General features: G+C 67.3%; 17 protein-coding genes and 1 tRNA gene. 16 read left to right on the top strand and 2 right to left on the bottom strand.

All coding sequences use genetic code 11. The features are described 5' to 3' along the window. The first annotated feature begins 818 nt into the window (after positions 1–818). The 5 genes from AC6EKW_RS04560 (at position 819) to AC6EKW_RS04540 (ending at position 4,874) form a co-directional block, all read left to right on the top strand. On the top strand, positions 819–1,178 hold the full coding sequence (locus AC6EKW_RS04560) for an ArsR/SmtB family transcription factor (RefSeq protein WP_165874163.1): 360 nt from the start codon (positions 819–821) through the stop codon (positions 1,176–1,178). A 73-nt stretch (positions 1,179–1,251) separates the two neighbouring features. After that, the gene (locus tag AC6EKW_RS04555) at positions 1,252–3,510 is read left to right on the top strand and encodes a heavy metal translocating P-type ATPase (protein ID WP_498513798.1); all 2,259 of its coding nucleotides are present in this window, start codon (positions 1,252–1,254) and stop codon (positions 3,508–3,510) included. Positions 3,511–3,560: 50 nt separating this feature from the next. Next, positions 3,561–4,160, top strand: a complete 600-nt coding sequence (locus AC6EKW_RS04550) for a class I SAM-dependent methyltransferase (RefSeq protein WP_197735547.1) — start codon at positions 3,561–3,563, stop codon at positions 4,158–4,160. 13 nt (positions 4,161–4,173) lie between these two features. After that, the gene (locus AC6EKW_RS04545) at positions 4,174–4,410 is read left to right on the top strand and encodes a glutaredoxin family protein (RefSeq protein WP_143527114.1); all 237 of its coding nucleotides are present in this window, start codon (positions 4,174–4,176) and stop codon (positions 4,408–4,410) included. 2 nt (positions 4,411–4,412) lie between these two features. After that, positions 4,413–4,874 (top strand): helix-turn-helix domain-containing protein, encoded by a 462-nt coding sequence (locus AC6EKW_RS04540; RefSeq protein WP_132689216.1) that lies wholly within the window; start codon positions 4,413–4,415, stop codon positions 4,872–4,874. 186 nt (positions 4,875–5,060) lie between these two features. Here the strand turns inward: AC6EKW_RS04540 and AC6EKW_RS04535 are convergent, their stop codons facing one another. After that, positions 5,061–5,468, bottom strand: a complete 408-nt coding sequence (locus AC6EKW_RS04535) for an SHOCT domain-containing protein (RefSeq protein WP_219975195.1) — start codon at positions 5,466–5,468, stop codon at positions 5,061–5,063. Positions 5,469–5,597: 129 nt separating this feature from the next. Continuing rightward, complete coding sequence (locus AC6EKW_RS04530) at positions 5,598–5,930, bottom strand: hypothetical protein (RefSeq protein WP_219975194.1); 333 nt, start codon at positions 5,928–5,930, stop codon at positions 5,598–5,600. A 198-nt stretch (positions 5,931–6,128) separates the two neighbouring features. Between AC6EKW_RS04530 and AC6EKW_RS04525 the strand changes: the two genes are divergently transcribed. The 11 genes from AC6EKW_RS04525 (at position 6,129) to AC6EKW_RS04475 (ending at position 16,127) form a co-directional block, all read left to right on the top strand. Next, a complete protein-coding gene (locus tag AC6EKW_RS04525) occupies positions 6,129–6,542 on the top strand; it encodes an ArsR/SmtB family transcription factor (protein WP_207890325.1) in 414 nt (137 codons plus the stop codon). A gap of 37 nt (positions 6,543–6,579) precedes the next feature. Then, on the top strand, positions 6,580–8,559 hold the full coding sequence (locus AC6EKW_RS04520) for a heavy metal translocating P-type ATPase (protein WP_498513797.1): 1,980 nt from the start codon (positions 6,580–6,582) through the stop codon (positions 8,557–8,559). Between the two features lie 14 nt (positions 8,560–8,573). Next, positions 8,574–9,986, top strand: coding sequence for a phenylacetate--CoA ligase family protein (locus AC6EKW_RS04515; RefSeq protein ID WP_273845084.1), 1,413 nt, complete (start codon positions 8,574–8,576; stop codon positions 9,984–9,986). Then, positions 9,983–10,510: a signal peptidase II gene (lspA, locus tag AC6EKW_RS04510; RefSeq protein ID WP_132689228.1), complete on the top strand. Its 528-nt coding sequence runs from the start codon at positions 9,983–9,985 to the stop codon at positions 10,508–10,510. Before AC6EKW_RS04515 ends, lspA begins: the two co-directional genes overlap by 4 nt. Beyond that, on the top strand, positions 10,482–11,576 hold the full coding sequence (locus AC6EKW_RS04505) for a DUF305 domain-containing protein (protein ID WP_132689231.1): 1,095 nt from the start codon (positions 10,482–10,484) through the stop codon (positions 11,574–11,576). The genes lspA and AC6EKW_RS04505 overlap by 29 nt, the downstream gene beginning before the upstream one ends. A gap of 48 nt (positions 11,577–11,624) precedes the next feature. Then, positions 11,625–12,362: a ZIP family metal transporter gene (locus AC6EKW_RS04500; RefSeq protein WP_132689233.1), complete on the top strand. Its 738-nt coding sequence runs from the start codon at positions 11,625–11,627 to the stop codon at positions 12,360–12,362. 1,714 nt (positions 12,363–14,076) lie between these two features. Next, entirely contained in the window at positions 14,077–14,547 is a 471-nt protein-coding gene (locus tag AC6EKW_RS04495; RefSeq protein ID WP_132689242.1) for a hypothetical protein, read from the top strand. Between the two features lie 115 nt (positions 14,548–14,662). Beyond that, complete coding sequence (locus tag AC6EKW_RS04490) at positions 14,663–15,016, top strand: DUF6788 family protein (protein ID WP_143527110.1); 354 nt, start codon at positions 14,663–14,665, stop codon at positions 15,014–15,016. 47 nt (positions 15,017–15,063) lie between these two features. Beyond that, positions 15,064–15,375, top strand: a complete 312-nt coding sequence (locus tag AC6EKW_RS04485; protein ID WP_132689247.1) for a hypothetical protein — start codon at positions 15,064–15,066, stop codon at positions 15,373–15,375. Further along, positions 15,372–15,809 (top strand): putative toxin-antitoxin system toxin component, PIN family, encoded by a 438-nt coding sequence (locus AC6EKW_RS04480; protein ID WP_143527109.1) that lies wholly within the window; start codon positions 15,372–15,374, stop codon positions 15,807–15,809. Before AC6EKW_RS04485 ends, AC6EKW_RS04480 begins: the two co-directional genes overlap by 4 nt. 245 nt (positions 15,810–16,054) lie before the next feature. Then, positions 16,055–16,127 (top strand) — tRNA-His (locus AC6EKW_RS04475). Positions 16,128–16,233 lie beyond the last annotated feature (106 nt).

Raw genomic sequence — 16,233 nt, 5'->3', positions numbered from 1 at the left:
CGGCCCTGCGCCTCTCGTCCGTAGCGGGCGAGACTCGGTATGGCGGCCAGCTTGCGCTCGCCGCTACGCAGGATCATCCTCGCCGGCACGGTCCGCCGTCGGCTAAAGCCGACCCCGGCCCTCCACCAATGATCAGCTATAGCGGAACGCGGCAAGGCGGAGAGCCGTCCTGACGGCCGGCACCCCGCCCCAGACCACCTTGAGGATGCAGAGCGAGGGTTCCCACCAACTTCGAGACCAGCGTCTGGAGCCTGATGGAGACGATGTGTTGCCAGCGCCCCAGAAGGCTACACCGGCAGGGCGGGGACGGCTTCGCCGCCCTTTCAGGGTGTCGAGGCTCTCCATACCGGCCGTGCCCTGGCCTTGACATCCCCGTCCCCCGGCCCCTTACGCCCCCAGGCAGGCAACACATGATTTCCTCCACCGCACACCCGTTCCCCCTATCCGGCGTCGTGGCCTTCGCGGGCTCCCGGCACGGCTCCCCGTTCCCGGTGGCGCCGCTTGTCTCTGCCGTCCTTGCCGCAGGTGGATCGGTGCGCGTGGGCTGCGCCCCCGGCGTTGACGCTGTCGTCCGCTCCTGTTGCCTCTTGGCCGTGGTGGTGCGCGCCTCGTCGTTTCCCGGCCCGCCGCGTGCCCGGCTCGCTGCCCGTACCCGGGTGGTCGTTGCCGGTGCCTCGGCTCTGTGCGTCTTTCCACCCGCCGGCGGCGCGCTCGGTCCCGGCTCCTCGCTGACGACGAGGGCGATCCTTGACTTTCCCCTGAGGAGAGCTACACTGGTCGTTATTAATCAAGTAAATTTGATAAAAAGGTGGTTCGGCTTGGACGAGTGCTACAGCGAGATACCCAGGGTGCGGCGGGGGGACCTGCAACTGCTCCCCGAGGGGGAGGCGTCGGCCCTGGCGGCCTACGGGAAGGCTCTCGGAGACCCGATCCGGCTGCAGATGGTCCGCCTTCTGGAGCAGCGAGAGGACCTCTGCACCTGCGAGTTCGAGGAGCTCCTGGGTCTCGGCCAATCGAAGGTCTCCTACCACCTGAAGGTCCTGCTCAAAGCGGGGGTCGTGGAGCGCGAGTTGCACGGCACCTGGAGCCACTACAGCCTGCGCGACCCGAGGCTCCTGGAGCGGCTCGGGTTGCTCTTCTCGGCGACGCACGAACGTAACGAGGCGTTGACCGCATAAGTTCATAAGGCGCGCGTTCGGCGGTCCGTTTACACTCATTTAATCAAATTTCCTTGATCATAAAGGAGACGGTTTGAAAGAGCGGTTCGAAGAGCGGGAGGTAGGGCCGCCCGTGGAGGATGGAAACGGCGGCGGTGACGGACGGGTGGCGGTCTACGAGGTCGAGGGCGCTGGTTGCCTGGACTGCGCCGGGGAGGTCGAGGAGGCCATAGCGGATCTTCCGGGTGTAGAGGAGGCCGACTTCAACCCGGTGGCCGGTAGGCTGACGGTGATCGGCGAGGCCGACACGGAGGCCATCCGGAGGATCACGAAGAGCGAAGGGTGGGCGGTCAGGCCGCAGGGCTCCCGGAGCCCGAACGGTTCTGTGGCTGCGGCCGCAGGGGCGCCACCGGCCGGGGATACGCCGGCAAGAGAGGAGCCCAGGCCCTGGTGGAGGCAGACCCGGCAGGTGCTTCTGGCTCTCTCGGCGTCGCTGCTCATGTTGGGCCTCGTCTTCGAGTGGACCGGCCTGGCCGACAGGCTCGGAGGTGGGGAGCTCCTGGCACGAATTCTGTTCGGCGCGTCCATCCTCGTCGGTATCTACGCGCCCGCGCGCAGCGCCTACGCTTCCCTCAAGCGCAAGAGGATCACGATCAACACGCTTCTGGTCGTGGGCAGCGCGGGGGCGCTGTGGCTGGGGCTGTGGGAAGAGGCGGCGAGCCTGGTGGTCATCTTCTCGCTCGGGGAGGTGATGGAGGTCTACGCCACCGACCGCGCCCGGCGCAACCTCAAGGCACTCATGGACCTGGCACCGCCTTCGGCACTCGTGGTGCGCCAGGGCGGAATGGAGGAGACCGTGCCCGTGGAGGCGGTGCGTACCGGAGACCTGATCCGGATCAAGCCCGGGACCAGGATCCCCCTGGACGGCGAGGTGGTCGAGGGCGGCTCCGCGGTGGACGAGGCGCCCATCACCGGCGAGTCCATGCCGGCGGACAAGGGGAGAGGCGACGAGGTCTTCGCCGGGACGATGAACCTGAATGGCGTCCTCACCGTGAGGGTCACGGCCGCCTCCTCGGAGACGACTTTGGCCCAGATCATCCGCACGGTGGAGGAGGCTCGCGCCCACAAGTCGAGCTACGAGAACTTCGGAGAGCGCTTCGGGGCCGTCTACACCCCCGCTATGTTCGCCCTGGCCGCGCTCGTGGCGGCCATACCGCCGCTCCTCTTCGCCCAGCCTTTCGAGCCCTGGTTCTACCGGGCGTTGGTGGTGCTGGTGATCTCCTGCACCTGCGGGCTCGTGCTCTCGGTGCCGACGGCCGCGCTCGCCGCGATCAGCAACGGGGCTCGTCGCGGCCTGATCGTCAAGGGAGGAGCATACCTGGAGGCCGCCGCCCGCGTGGATACGGTGGCCCTCGACAAGACTGGGACCTTGAGCACCGGTCAACCCGAGCTCACCGACGTCGTCCCGGCGGAGGGTGTCGTCTCCCGCGAGGAACTGCTCGGGCTCGCCGCGGCGGTCGAGGCCGGTTCCGAGCACCCCATAGCCGCCGCCGTCGTGCGCCGGGCGCAAAAAGAAGGGCTCGCGGTCCCGACCTCCGAGCGCTTCTCGGCCCTTACGGGACGCGGGGCCGTCGCCGAGGTGGAAGGCGAGCGCATCTTCGTCGGCAGCCCGCGCCTCGCTGCGGAGGAGGACATCCCCACAGGAGAACTCGGGGCCGTGGCGGACCTCGAGTCCGCAGGAAAAACCGCGATCGTTGTCTGGAAGAGCAGGAAGATCCTCGGCGTCTTGGGCATCCAGGACCCCTTGCGTGAGGAAGCCGCGGAGGCCGTCTCGCTGCTCAAGGAGCGGGGCGTAAAGCGCGTCGTCATGCTCACCGGCGACAACCGCCGGACCGCCGAGGCGCTCGCCCGGCAGGCGGTCATAGACGAGGTCCACGCCGAGCTTTTGCCCGACGACAAGATCCGGGTGGTCCGGGAGCTGCAGGAGCGGGGCCACCGGGTCGCGATGGTCGGCGACGGCATCAACGACGGTCCCGCCCTCGCCCGGGCCGACCTCGGGATCGCCATGGGAGTCCGCGGCACCGACGTGGCCCGCGAGACAGGCGACATCGTGCTGATGGACGACGACCTGAGGCGCCTGGCCGAGGCGCTCTCTTTGGGGCGCCGGGCGACGCGAACGATCCGCCAGAACGTCTTCTTCTCCGTGAGCCTCGTCGCGGTGCTGGTACCCACCGCGCTCCTCGGCCTGGTGGGCCTGGTGCCGGCCATCGCCATAAACGAGGGGAGCGCCCTCGTGGTGATCGCCAACGGCCTGAGGTTGCTCCGCCCGAAGCCGGAGAGGGGAGGGAAGTAATGTCTCCCGCCGGCGGAGCCGGTCGTGGACCGGGCCGGGAAGAAAGCCGAATGTCCCCCTTCCCGGCCACCGGCATGCCGGACAGGGACTGGTGGAGCGCCCTGTGGCCCGACCCGGAAGGCGTGTTGGAGAAGCTGGGCATCTCCTCGGGGATGAGTGTGGTCGACCTGTGTTGCGGCGACGGCTACTTCACCGCTCCTCTGTCGCGGTTGGTGGCTCCGGGCAGGGTCTACGCGCTGGATCTGGACCCCGGGATGCTGGAGCGGGCCAAAGAAGAGGTGGCCCGCCACGGGGCGAACAACTGCGAGTTCGCCCTGGCCGACGCCCGCGATATCGCCAAGCACGTCCCCGCGCCGGTCGATCTCGTGCTGCTGGCGAATACCTTCCACGGAGTGCCGGAGCAAACGAGGTTGGCCCGCGCGCTCTTCGAGGTGCTCAAACCCGGCGGAAGGTTCGCCATCGTGAACTGGCACCCCATACCGAGAGAAGAAACGTCCGTACTGGGCGAACCCCGCGGCCCCGCCACGGAGATGCGCATGTCACCCGAGAAGACCGGGGCCGTCGTGGAGCCCGCCGGTTTCGAGCTGGAGCGGGTCATGGAACTCCCCCCATACCACTACGGGATGGTCTTTGTACGAAAGGACCGGTAGCGAAGGAGAGAGTATGGCCGAAAAACAGGTTGTGATCTACACGCAGCCTGGTTGCGCCGGCTGCTTGCGGGAGAAGAAGTGGCTCTCGGACAAAGGCGTGTTCTTCATCGAGAAGGATATCCGGGAAGACGAGCAGGCTCTCAGAGAGCTGACCGGGCTCGGATCTCAAGCGACCCCGACCACCGTGATCCGTGGAGAGGTCATCATCGGGTTCGACCCGAAGAAGCTCGGCGAGAAGCTGGAGGTGTAACCGTGGACAGACGAGGCAAGTTCCGAATACTTGACACGGGAGGTTGCGCGACCCGTTGCCTGCTGCCGGAAGCGGCCAAAGCCGCGCGCGAGCGCCTCGGCGAGGGGGAGGTTCGGCGGGTGCCGTTCACCTGCGAGGTCTCCGGGGAGTACGTCGCGGCGGTCCTGATCGGCGAAGCGGTGGCCGAACGGATCCTTGGAGCGGCCCCTGGCCTTCTGCGCGACCCGACGGAGGCCAGGACACTGGCAAGCCTCGCGGAGGCGACCCTCTGCGCCTGCGACGTAGCCACGTTGCTCGAATATCCGCAGCCGGAGATCGAGGACGTGCTGCGCGCTCTCGCCGCCCGGGGTCTTACGGAAGAACGTCCCATAGCGGGGATGCCTTACTTCGGTCTCTCGCGAAGGGGACGCGGCTTCGTGGAGAGTGGTCTCGCAGAAACCCCGACTCCGCGAGAAGGTCCTTGAAACCTTGCGGGGGTGACGGTTCTCAGCAGTACGTACGTCTCACGTTCTGGTGCGAGACTTGTGATTTTGGTCCTGGAGTCGCAGTTCGCTTACGCAGGCGCGGGTTGGCTGAGAGGGCGACCCGCGCCACCGCGAGGATACCGGCGCAGCCGTAAGATCCTGGGCAGCCTTGGAAGAAACCCCTTTTCAAGCACTCCCTTCGCCCCGCAGCACCTCAAGCGATCTCTCGTACTCCTCGGCGTCGATCTCGCCGCGCGCGAAGCGCTCCCGCAGGATCTCCTCCGCCGATCCGGCGCGTGCCCGATGGTCGTCGGAGCTACCCTGACCCGAGGTGATGCGCACTACGGCCCAGACGATCAATGCGATCAGCCCGCCCCAGAACAGGAGCGGGACGAGCGTCCAGAGTATCCCGAAGAAACCCCGGCCGCCGTCCATCATGCCACCCGGACCCCACCCCCAGTCGTCCATCATGCCTCCGGGACCCATCATCGAACCACCACCGAACAAGCCGCCGCCGGCGAGGATCGCCAGCAGGACGAGCAACAACAAGAAACCGCCGAGGGCGCCGAGCACGGTCTTGGTACCATCACTCATCGAAGAGCCTCCTTCTTCGTACTTGCGACGCAAATGTATCGGAGCGAGACGGTGTTGTCCTGATCAGATCGGCTCAATTTTTTGTCAATGTTGACCATATGCCGGCGTTTACTTGATCTTTGCCGGACTCTACGATAGGCGCCATTCCACCAGCTCCGGCCCGCCGCCTTCGGCGGGGAACATCTGGACCCTGAAGCGTATATCCGGGTGGTGGGTGTCCTTGCCGCCCCGCGTGTTGTAAGCGTCGACGAACCGGCACCGGTACTCGCCGGGGAAGGTCTCGTCGGTAAGCCCCACCTCGAGCCTCACGGTCACCTCTTTCTCTCCGCCGCCGTCACCGTGCATGGATATGACGCGACCGCTCGCGTCTTCCCTGAAAAGGGCATCGACCCGGGAGACGCCGCTTGAGTCCCTCAGGTCCAGCTCCAGTGTGATAGTGTCCCCAACCGTGTAAGTCCTCACCGCTCTTTCTCCTCTCCCGAACGGCTCCCTCTTCGCCGTCGTTGGTCGCTCGCCGGCTTTCTCCGCCCGGAACCCCGAACCGGAACCCGACCGCCTCCGCCCGCCTTCCTGCGGATCGCGCCGCCCTGGCAAGTTGACGCTCCATACGCGCCGGTATAGCATTATTTCGATTGTCGTTCAACTATAGGAGAGTATCGCGTGCGAGCGATCGACGACAAAGAGAAGGATCTGGAGCGGATCGCGAGCGAGGGCGTCTGCGAGGTGGACGTCATCCACGCGGAGGCCGTGCGGCGAGCTCGGGAGGCTTTGCCGGAGGAGGAGGTCACGCGGAGGGCGACGGAGATCTTCGGGCTCCTCTCCGACCCCACGCGGTCACGCATCGTCTACGCCCTCTCGGTGGAGGAGCTGTGCGTCTGTGATGTAGCCGCGGTGGCGGGGCTCTCCATCAGCGCCGCGAGCCACCAGCTCAAGCGCTTGAGGGATCGGGGGGTGGTGAGCTTCCGTAAGGAGGGCCGGTTGGCCTACTACCGCCTCGAAGACGAGCATCTGCGCCGGCTCCTTGAGGACTGCGTGGGACACGTCCTCGCAGAGCGAGGGGCGACTTCCGCCTAGGGCTTTGACCGTACGCAGACCTTAAAAGGAGCAAAACGTGGCCAAAGAACGAAAGGAGCAAAACGTGGCCAAAGAACGACTTCGCGAGCGCGAGGATGTAGAGACCGAAGAGAGAGACGAGGACGAAGAGGTCGAGGGCTTTGAGGGGCCGTGGTATCTCTTCCCGCCGATGCGCAACGCCCTCATCGCGGGCGCGCTGTTGCTGATCGGGTGGCTGATCGAGCGCTTCACGGGCTTTCCGGACTACGTACCGATCTCCGTCTTCGTCCTCGTCATCCTGATCGGCGCTTACTACTGGGCGCGCGAGGGTCTTGAGGAACTCGTAGAGGAGCGCGAGGTCGGCATCGAGGTCCTCATGGCGTTCGCGACCGTGGGCGCGGTGATCCTGGGCGCGTGGTTCGAGGCCGCCTTCCTGGTCTTCCTCTACGCCGGCGCCGAGGCGACCGAAGAGTACACCTACGCCCGGACCCGCACCGCCATCCGGGCGCTCCTGGACCTCGCCCCCGAGACGGCGACGCTCCTCAAGGATGGGCGCGAGGAGACGGTCCCGGCGGAGGAGCTTGCGGTCGGCGACCTCTTCCTGGTCAGGCCCGGCGAGCGCATCCCAACGGACGGTGAGATCCTGGAGGGCGCAAGCAGCCTGGACGAGTCGGCGGTGACGGGCGAGTCGGTGCCGGTGGAGAAGGGCGAGGGGGAGAAGGTCTTCGCCGGGACCATAAACGCCACAGGCTCCCTGAAGGTGCGCGCGACGACGAACTTCGAGTCGAACTCGTTGCAGAAGATCATCCACCTGGTCGAGGAGGCGCAGGGCGTCAAGTCCGGCGCGCAGCGCTGGATCGACCGCTTCGGTAGCCGCTACAGCCCCGCCGTCCTTTTGGGAGCGCTCTTGCTCCTGGTCGTCCCGCCGCTCTTCGGCGGCTCCTTCGACACCTGGGCCTACCGCGCGGTGGTGCTGCTCGTCGCCGCCGCTCCGTGCGCCCTGGTCATGTCCACCCCCGTGGCGGTTGCCGCGGCGATAGGCCGCGCCGGGCGCGAGGGCGTGCTCATAAAGGGCGGCATCCACCTGGAGAACCTGGCGAAGGTCAGGGTCGTCACCTTCGACAAGACCGGAACCCTCACCCGCGGCAAGCCCGTGGTGACCGATGTCGTCGCGGGCAACGGTTCGGCCGACGGCATGCTGAGAGTCGCAGCCGGCGTCGAGCACCTGAGCGAGCACCCGCTGGCCCGGGCGATCGTCGAGCGTGCCCGCTCGGAGGGCATACATCCTGCGGAGGTCAGGGATTTCCGGTCCCTCACCGGTGCCGGTGCCAGGGCCGAGGTCGACGGCCGGACCGTCTACGTGGGCAGCCCCGCCCTGTTCCGCGATCTCGGGGTTTCCCTCGACGGTACGCTAGAAGAGATCGAGCACCTTCAGGAGGAAGGCAAGACGGTGGTCCTGGTCGGGACCGGAGAGCGTGTGGAGGGGCTCCTCGCCATCCGTGACGAGCCGCGTCCGGAGGCGAAACGCGCCATCGAAGAGTTGCACGAGATGGGCTACGAGGTAGCGATGCTCACCGGGGACAACCTGCGCACCGCCAGAGCCATCGCCCGGGAGCTGGGCATCGACGAGGTGCGCGCCGACCTGAAGCCCGAGGACAAGGTGGAAGCCGTAAAGGAGCTGGAGCGGGAGCACGGCCCCGTGGCGATGGTCGGGGATGGCATTAACGACGCGCCGGCCCTTGCCACGGCGACCGTCGGGATGGCGATGGGCACCGCAGGTACCGACGCGGCCATAGAGGCGGCGGACGTGGCGCTCATGGGCGACGACCCACGCAAGGCTGCCTACGCTCTCAGGCTCGCCAGGCGCAGCCGGCGCATAAGCCTGCAGAACATCGTCTTCTCCATACTGGTTCTGGCCGTCCTCATCCCCGGCGCGGTACTCGGCTTGCTCGGCATCGCCGCTGCCGTCTTCGCCCACGAGACATCGGAGCTTCTCGCCATCGCCAACGGCCTGCGCGTCGCCCGGAGGGTCGGCTGAAGGAGGTCGATGGCATGTCCGGCGCACCATCGAAAGCAACCGGCGCGGCAACCGCACCCGGCAGGACGCGCGAACATCCGCTGTGGCTGCTGCGCGACGCGCGCAGGGCCAGAAAGCAAGGCCCGGCTGCGATCGAGCGGCGGCAGCGCGCCCGGCTTGCCGGGATGGTGGCCTTCGCGTGTGCCAACTCGCCGTACTACCGCAAGCTCTACCGGGACCTGCCGGAGAAGATCGAGGATCCCACGCTCTTGCCGATTACCTCAAAGAAGGCGCTGATGGCGCGCTTCGACGACTGGGCGACCGACCGTGAGGTGACCATCGAGAAGGCGCGGGCGTTCGTTGAGAACCCCGACCTCATCGGGGAGCGGTTCCTGGGCAGGTACACGTTGCTCACCACCTCGGGCACCACCGGGAACCGCGGGATCTTCGTGCTGGACGACCGGAGCATGGCCGTGACCAGCGCCCTCGTCTTCCGCATGCTGAGCGCCTGGCTCGGGATCGGCGACGTCATCGGCATCCTCGCCGGCGGCGGGCGCATGGCCATGGTGAACGCCATGGGCGGCCACTTCGCCTCCGCGGTAGCCGCCACCCGCCTACGCGGCAAACGGGTCCAGGTCTTCCCGGTGGATATGCCCCTACCGGAGATGGTGGCTCAACTCAACCGGTTTCGGCCGGTCATAGTCGCCTCGTACGCGAGCATGGCCGCGCTCTTGGCCGGCGAGCGGGAGGCCGGCCGCCTGCGCATCGACCCGGTGCTGGTGGTGCTCTCGGCCGAGGGGCTCCCGGCACGCGAGTACGACCGGATCGCCGGGGCGTTCGACGCCAAGGTCCGCGACAGCTACGCCGCCACCGAGTGCCCCTTCATCAGCTACCGCTGCGAGCACGGCTGGCTGCACGTCAATAGCGACTGGCTCGTCTTGGAGCCGGTCGACGCCGACCACCGCCCCGTCGCGCCGGGCAAGCACTCGCACACGGTCCTGCTCACGAACCTCGCCAACCGGGTGCAGCCCATCATCCGCTACGACCTCGGCGACAGTATCTTGCAGCGGCCCGACCCCTGCTCGTGCGGTAACACGCTGCCCGCCATCCGCGTGCAGGGCCGCGCCGCCGACGTGCTCGCCTTTCCTATCGGCGGCGAGCGGGTCACCATTCCGCCTTTGGCGTTCGGCTCGCTGGTCGATCGCACCCCGGGGGTCGAGCTGTTCCAGATCGTGCAGACCGCACCGGCGAGCCTGCGCGTGCGCCTGCATCCCGCGGCCGGTGCCGACCCGGAGCGCGTGTGGCGGATGGTGCACGACGAGATCACGCACCTCCTCGCCGGAAACGGGCTCGACCACGTCACGGTCGAGCGCGCCGGGGAGCCGCCGGAGCAATCCGCGGGTGGCAAGTACCGTACGATAATCCCGCTAAACTCGGGGGGATCATGACCCGACGGTTCGGCAGGAAGATTGGCGTAACCTCGACAGCCGCCGCCCTGACCGTCCTCGGCGCGTACCTCGCGCGCCGGTGGGCCGAACGCGGCTTGGACTACGGCGAGACGGTCCCCCTGGCCGGCGACCTCTTCCGCCTGACCCTCGGCGAGAACCCGGGCGTGGCCTTCGGCCTGCTCGGTGGCTCCCCGCTCGTGCCCTGGCTCTCCGCGCTCGCGCTCGTCGTCTTCGCGCTTTACCTGGCTCGATCCCTGCGGGACAGCCGCGCGGGCGGTGTCTCGCTCGGCCTGATCCTCGGCGGCGGCCTCGCCAACCTGCTCGACCGCCTCGGCGACGGGCGCGTCACCGACTACCTGGACGTCGGCCTGGGGAGCTGGCGCTGGCCTACCTTCAACCTGCCCGACGCGGCGATAACGGTTGGTGTTTTCCTGGTCGTGTGGCTGCTCTGGCGTGACGCGCCCCACTCTACGACGGGAAAGGAGAAGAATTCGCGTGGGCTCTTTGAGCGACTTCTTCGATAAACATGATCCGGACGGCAGGTGGCGCGCGGGCGCCCTTACGGGACTGGCCAGCGGCACGTTCTCGACGGTCCTTATCTCCCTGGGAGGACCCAGGATCGGGCGCGACGTGCCGCTCGACTGGATGGAGATAGCGAGCATCAACCTGCGCGACCGGGCGATCGTCTCCGAGCCCGGCTGGCCCCAGGTCCTCCCGGGCATCCTCACCCACCAGAGCGTGGACCTTGCGTGGGCGGCGGCGTACTTCGGACTCGGCATCGGGCACCTCGGCCAGGAGAAGCAGAGGAAAGCCCTGCTCGCCGGGGCCATCCCGTGGGCGGTGGCGTCCTCCGCGTTCGAGTTCTTCGTCGCCATCCCGATCCTCCAGCGGCTGCTCAAAATGCAGGTCCCCTACTGGACGGGCTTGACCGTTCACCTGGCGTCGAGCGTCGCTTACCCGCTCTTTCTGCGGATACGGCGGCGCATCGCAGGGGAAGAGACGACCCCGGACGAGGATCGGCTGGCGCGCCTGACCCTCCTGGCGATGGGAGGCTCGATCGCGGCCCTCGCATTGCTCGAGGTCCTCGCCCGCAAGGGGCATGAGCCCCGCTGGCCCTTCGACCGGGAGCAGGAGATCGAGGTCGGCAGGAGCTTCCTGCGGCAGATGACGGCCCACCACGAGCTGGGGGTCCGCCTCTCCCGCCTGCTGCGGGACAAAGCCCCACAAAAGGAGGCGCGGGTGCTGGGGACCCTGATGTACGCCGAGCACGTGGGGGAACTCGACGCGATGCGCCGCTGGTGGCGCAACTGGTACGGCGGCGAGATGCCCGAGCCGACCGAAGAGGAGCACGAGCGCATGCCCGGCATGCCGCCGACCGGGCGGGTGGACGAGCTGGAGACGATGAGCGGGGCCGCCTTCGAGCGGAGCTTCTACCCCGTCATGATCTCCCACCACGAAGGCGCGATAACCATGTCCGACGACCTGATAAGGCGGGCCAGGGACCCCCGCCTGATCCTGTTCGCCGACCAGATCCGCTACGCGCAACGCAACCAAGTGCAGTACATGCGCGAGTTGGAGGGGCGTGCCTGACGCCGTTGGCGCCCCGTTCGGAGCGCGGCCGCCCGAGGGAGCAGCCCCTTGAACGAGTACCTGGTCGTACTCGCGTTCGCCGCGTTGCCCGCACTCGGCAACTTCGCGGGCGGGGCGCTCGCCGAGTTCGTGCCCGTCTCGCGCCTGATGCTCAACCTCGCCCTCTACTCGGCCGCCGGCGTGGTGGTCGCCGTGGTGGCCGTGGAGCTCATGCCCCGGGCGCTGGAGGCCGACCCGGCCTGGGCCATCGTTCTGGCCTTCGTCCTGGGCGGCGTCTTCTACGTGGCCGTGGACTGGGCCATACAGCGCCTCAACGACCGCTACGGCGGCGAGGGCGGAGCTGGGCCGTGGGTGATCTTCTTCGGCGTCTCGGTTGACCTCTTCTCCGACGGGATCATGGTCGGCACCGGCTCGACGGTGGCCGTGGGCCTCGGCCTGCTCCTGGCTTTGGGACAGGTGCCCTCGGACATCCCGGAAGGCTTCGCCACCGTCGCCAACTTCAGGAGAAGGGGCGTCCCGCGCAGCCGGCGCCTGCTCCTCTCGGCGGCCTTCGCGGCGCCCATCTTCCTGGGCGCCACGCTCGGCTACTGGCTGATGCGCGACGCGTCCGAGCTCAACAAGCTCCTCTTGCTCACCTTCACCGCCGGGGTTCTCAGTACGCTGGTGGTCGAGGAACTGGTGCCTGAGGCGGTCGAGGAGGTCCCCGAGTCCCCGCTTTCGTCCCTGGCCTTCATCGGCGGCTTCGCCCTCTTCGCGCTGCTCTCTACCTACCTGGAGGTGGAGTAGAGGGCCGGGCAGGGACCCTGATGGCCTCCACGAGCATGGCCTGAAGACTCCGCCACGCTCGCCTGATGGTCATCCGGCTTCCCGACCACCCGGCTCCGCAGAGCAGGAGAGCATGAATCTCGTGGCCGCTAACCGGTGCCGGGCGGAGGCACGAGCCGGAAGAGCGCCCGGAGCCTGACGAGCGTTGGCGCGAGTTCGGCCCTATTCGCATCACCATCGAAGGCGTGACCCGGAGGGACGGAGTGGGAGTCGGCGGAACGGCACTTGGCTTTGTCCTCGGCAGCCTTGCCAATTTACTCGACAGCCTGGTGCTGGCCCACCTTCAACCTCCCCAAGTGGCAATAACCGTCGACTTCCTCTTCGCTCTGAGGCTGTTCGCCCGTCTCGCACCATACGATCGTGACGGGCGAACAAGAAAGTTGTAGAGCACGCAGATCGGCATCGATGCAGTGGCTTTCGCTGCCGTCAAAGCGGGATTATGAGATCGGATCGCGACATCGCCACGCCTACGGGAAGGCTCGCACACCTACCTCCCAGGCGGCTTTATGCCGCCCCTTCGGGGTTGCCTGCGGCAACCTGGCAGGAACCGGGCTGTGCTCTCCCGGCGGAACGGCGCAGGGCGAGGCTCGGAGGTACGGGCCGCAGGCCGCCCCGGATGGTCGGCCCCCGGCCCTCTACAGACATTCTCCGGTAACGCGCCCCGACAGGGCGGCCAGCTAAAGCTCGCCGCTTGTGGAAGGCGATCCTCATCGGTACGGTCCGCAGTCGGCTCCGCTTCTCTACGCCGACCCCGGCCCTCATCGAACATCGCGAGAAGCGCAACGCCGTAAAGGCGGAGAGCCTCCCGGAGGTCGGCACACCGCCCCGAATCACATTGAGGACGCAGAGTGAAAGTTCCGCCGACATCGAAGGATCCACGCATGATCTGACCGGGTTCCGGGTTTTGCCTACGCCAGGGAAGGCTACACCGGGAGGGCGGGGACGGCTAAGCCGCCCTTAAAGGGGTGTCAAGGGGCCTCCATACCGGCCGTGCCCTACCCCTTGACATCCCCGCCCTCCCGGTCCCTCCCGCCTCCAGGCAGGCAAAACATGATCTCTGGCAGCGACACATCTGGCTCTTCTTCTGCACTCCCTCTCGGTGGGGTGGTAGCTTTCTGCGGCTCCCGTCATGGCTCGCCCTTTCCTGTCTCTCCCGTGGTGGCGGCTGTGCTTTCCGCCGGCGGCTCCGTCCGCGTCGGCTGTGCCCCTGGCGTTGATGCCGCCGTCCGCTCGTGCTGCATCTCGGCCGTGGTGGTGCGCGCCTCGTCGTTTTCCGGTCCGCCGCGTGCCCGCCTGGCTGCTCGCACCCGTGCGGTGGTCGCCGGTGCGTCGGCCTTGTGCGTCTTCCCGCCCGCCGGCGGCTCCCTTGGCCCTGGCTCATCACTCGCCATCCGGTGCGCTCTGTCCGCTGGCCTTCCGGTTTGGTGTGCCGGGCCTCGGCCTTCCGTGCCTGTTTCCTGGTCTTCGCTTCGCCTGGCGGGTGTGCCCGGCTTTGTCTATCTTCCGGCGCCGTCTCTCTTCTAGCTTGGAAGATTTTCCTGCAAATCAAACAAAATTAATGTTGGGAAAACACCATGTTGCCGTACTATTACTGTACGCGCACAATCAGTGCGGAGTGTAAAGAAGCCCGGCGGCGCTGGTCCCGCCCCGGGCGCGACCCAAGGAGGTTTGGTCCTTGAGTGAGCAAAGTGTACACGAGCGGCAGACGTCTCGGGCGCTGCGCGGTCTCGTTCTCTTCCGGGAGCGGGGAGTGGATATCCGGCCCATGCAGGACAGGCGCTGGCGGGTGCCTTCGTGCAGCTGCCCGCGCTTCTACGCGGTGGATCTCGAAGAGGAGTCCTGCACCTGCGCGGACTTCCAAAACCGGTGCAAGGCGTGCAAGCACGTCTTCGCGGCGGTGATCGCCGCCTCGCGCCACGGTCGGGCGGTCTCCTTCATGGCGGAGCTTCGCGCCCGGCGCGCCGAGGAGTTGGCGGAGGCGGTCGCGGAGCCGTTGGCTGAGCCGGTCACCGAGGCGGCGATCCGCCAGAGCTACGACCTGTACCTGCGGGTGTGCGGGCTCTACCCGCGCGACGGCCTACTGGTCGAGGCGGCGAGGGCTCGCCACAAGGCGGCCCTGCGCGCCTTCGTGGCCGGGGCTCCCTGACGCACGCCCTCTTCCCGCCGGGGCGCCGGCGCACACGGCCGGCGCCCCCTGACCATCTCCCGAAGAGAGCGCACAATGGTACTATATCTGTGCGCGCACATGCGAGAGGAGGCGCGTGGACCTGGACCGGATGATCGCGGGCTTGAAGGACCTCGACCGGGAGGGGCTCGCCCGCTTGCGAGAGGAGCTCGAGCTGCGGCTGCGGGAGCTCGGAGACGATGCCTCCGGGAAAGATGGCAAGCCGGCGGGCTCCGGGGTGCTGGAGTACCGCCCGCATGCGGACGGGACGCTCCAGGCGGAGGTCCGCCGGTACGTGCGCAAGGACGGCACGGTCAAGGAACAGGGACCGTACTGGTACTTCCGCTACCACGAGGGCGGCAGGCAGAAGAAGCTCTACCTGGGTAAGACTGACGACCCGGAGGGGGAGCTTGCGCGGAGGCGGGCGACGAGTTCGGGGAAGGCGACGTAATCGGGCAGAACATGCGACAATCTGGACGGAACGATAGGAGCCCTCAGATGGAACAGCGGTTAGAGAAACAGACCGAAGAGATGACCCGCGCGGCCAAAGAGATCACCGAGGCCGTCAAGGAGCTTAGAACCGCGGTCGAGAGGCTGGCTGAGATCCAACGCCCCGGCGAATTCCCTGAAGACGAAGCAGTGCGGCTCGCCCAGGAAGGCGTGCACGAGGTGAGGGAAGAACTCAGGCGTGAGCGCGAGCGGTTGGGCCTCAAAGAGGAGAGAAGGCCCGCGCCGACCCCGGAGGAGATCCGGGAGTGGGAGCACCGCAGGGAAGAGCGTCGCCGGCGCGAGGGCTATAAGCCCCTTTGAGCGGGCCGCTGGTCGTCCTCGACACGGACGCGGTCGTAACCGCCCTGATCGGCGACGAGGGCGCTTCGAGCTACCGGATCCTGCGCGCCGTGGGCGCCGGGGACATTAGGGTGGCGCTCTCCGACGCCTTCCTGGTCGAGTTGGTGAGGACCGTCCGCAACCGATACCGGCAGGGTTTGATCCTCAACGCGGCCAGGGCCTTCGAGGTGGCGCTGGACCTGGGCCTGCAAGGCGAGCTCAGGCGGCCTCCAGGCTGGGAATGGCCCAGCGTGCCCGATCCCGAAGACCGGTGGATACCCGACCTCGCCTACGACGCCGGTGCAGACTTCATCGTCACCTGGGATCGGCACCTGCTCGACGCCGAGCTACCCTTCAGCGCCGAGGTCGTCACTCCAGCCGAACTCATCCAGAGGCTTTCAGCCCCTGCCCCTTGATCCCTGGCGAAACTTACCGCGACCGTACCGCAACCAAGCTGACACGGAGCGGTACGGGACGGACAAAGAGCTCCTGCCAAACCGTCAAAAACCGCATAGATAAGCTGAATCCCCGGACACACTAGGACGGGTTGGAATGTGGTTATTCGCACTTCTAATCCGCCGGCCGCAGGTTCGAATCCTGCCGGGCGCGCCCCTGGCGATTTTGCCGGGTTTTGCTGGTAGAATCATCTGCCGGGAACGTGGTGGCCGTAGCTCAGTCGGTAGAGCATCGGATTGTGGCTCCGAAGGTCGCGGGTTCGAATCCCGTCGGTCACCCTCTCCAATCCCCCTTAGATAAGCCGAATGCTCGGAATCTGGGATGGCCTCTGGTGGATCCACCAGAGGTCATTGGCAGCAATGCGGCAGCAATAGATCGCCCTGT

Source organism: Rubrobacter sp. M3-4, assembly GCF_059772285.1.
The sequence above is the reverse complement of the archived record's forward strand: the minus strand, read 5'-3'. Positions and strand labels throughout refer to the sequence as shown.

Coding starts and splice junctions, on each gene's coding strand:
- AC6EKW_RS04535 (WP_219975195.1), bottom strand. CDS start 5,468: ATGAGTGATGGTACCAAGACCGTGCTCGGCGCCCTCGGCGGTTTCTTG.
- AC6EKW_RS04515 (WP_273845084.1), top strand. CDS start 8,574: ATGTCCGGCGCACCATCGAAAGCAACCGGCGCGGCAACCGCACCCGGC.
- AC6EKW_RS04550 (WP_197735547.1), top strand. CDS start 3,561: ATGTCCCCCTTCCCGGCCACCGGCATGCCGGACAGGGACTGGTGGAGC.
- AC6EKW_RS04545 (WP_143527114.1), top strand. CDS start 4,174: ATGGCCGAAAAACAGGTTGTGATCTACACGCAGCCTGGTTGCGCCGGC.
- lspA (WP_132689228.1), top strand. CDS start 9,983: ATGACCCGACGGTTCGGCAGGAAGATTGGCGTAACCTCGACAGCCGCC.
- AC6EKW_RS04485 (WP_132689247.1), top strand. CDS start 15,064: ATGGAACAGCGGTTAGAGAAACAGACCGAAGAGATGACCCGCGCGGCC.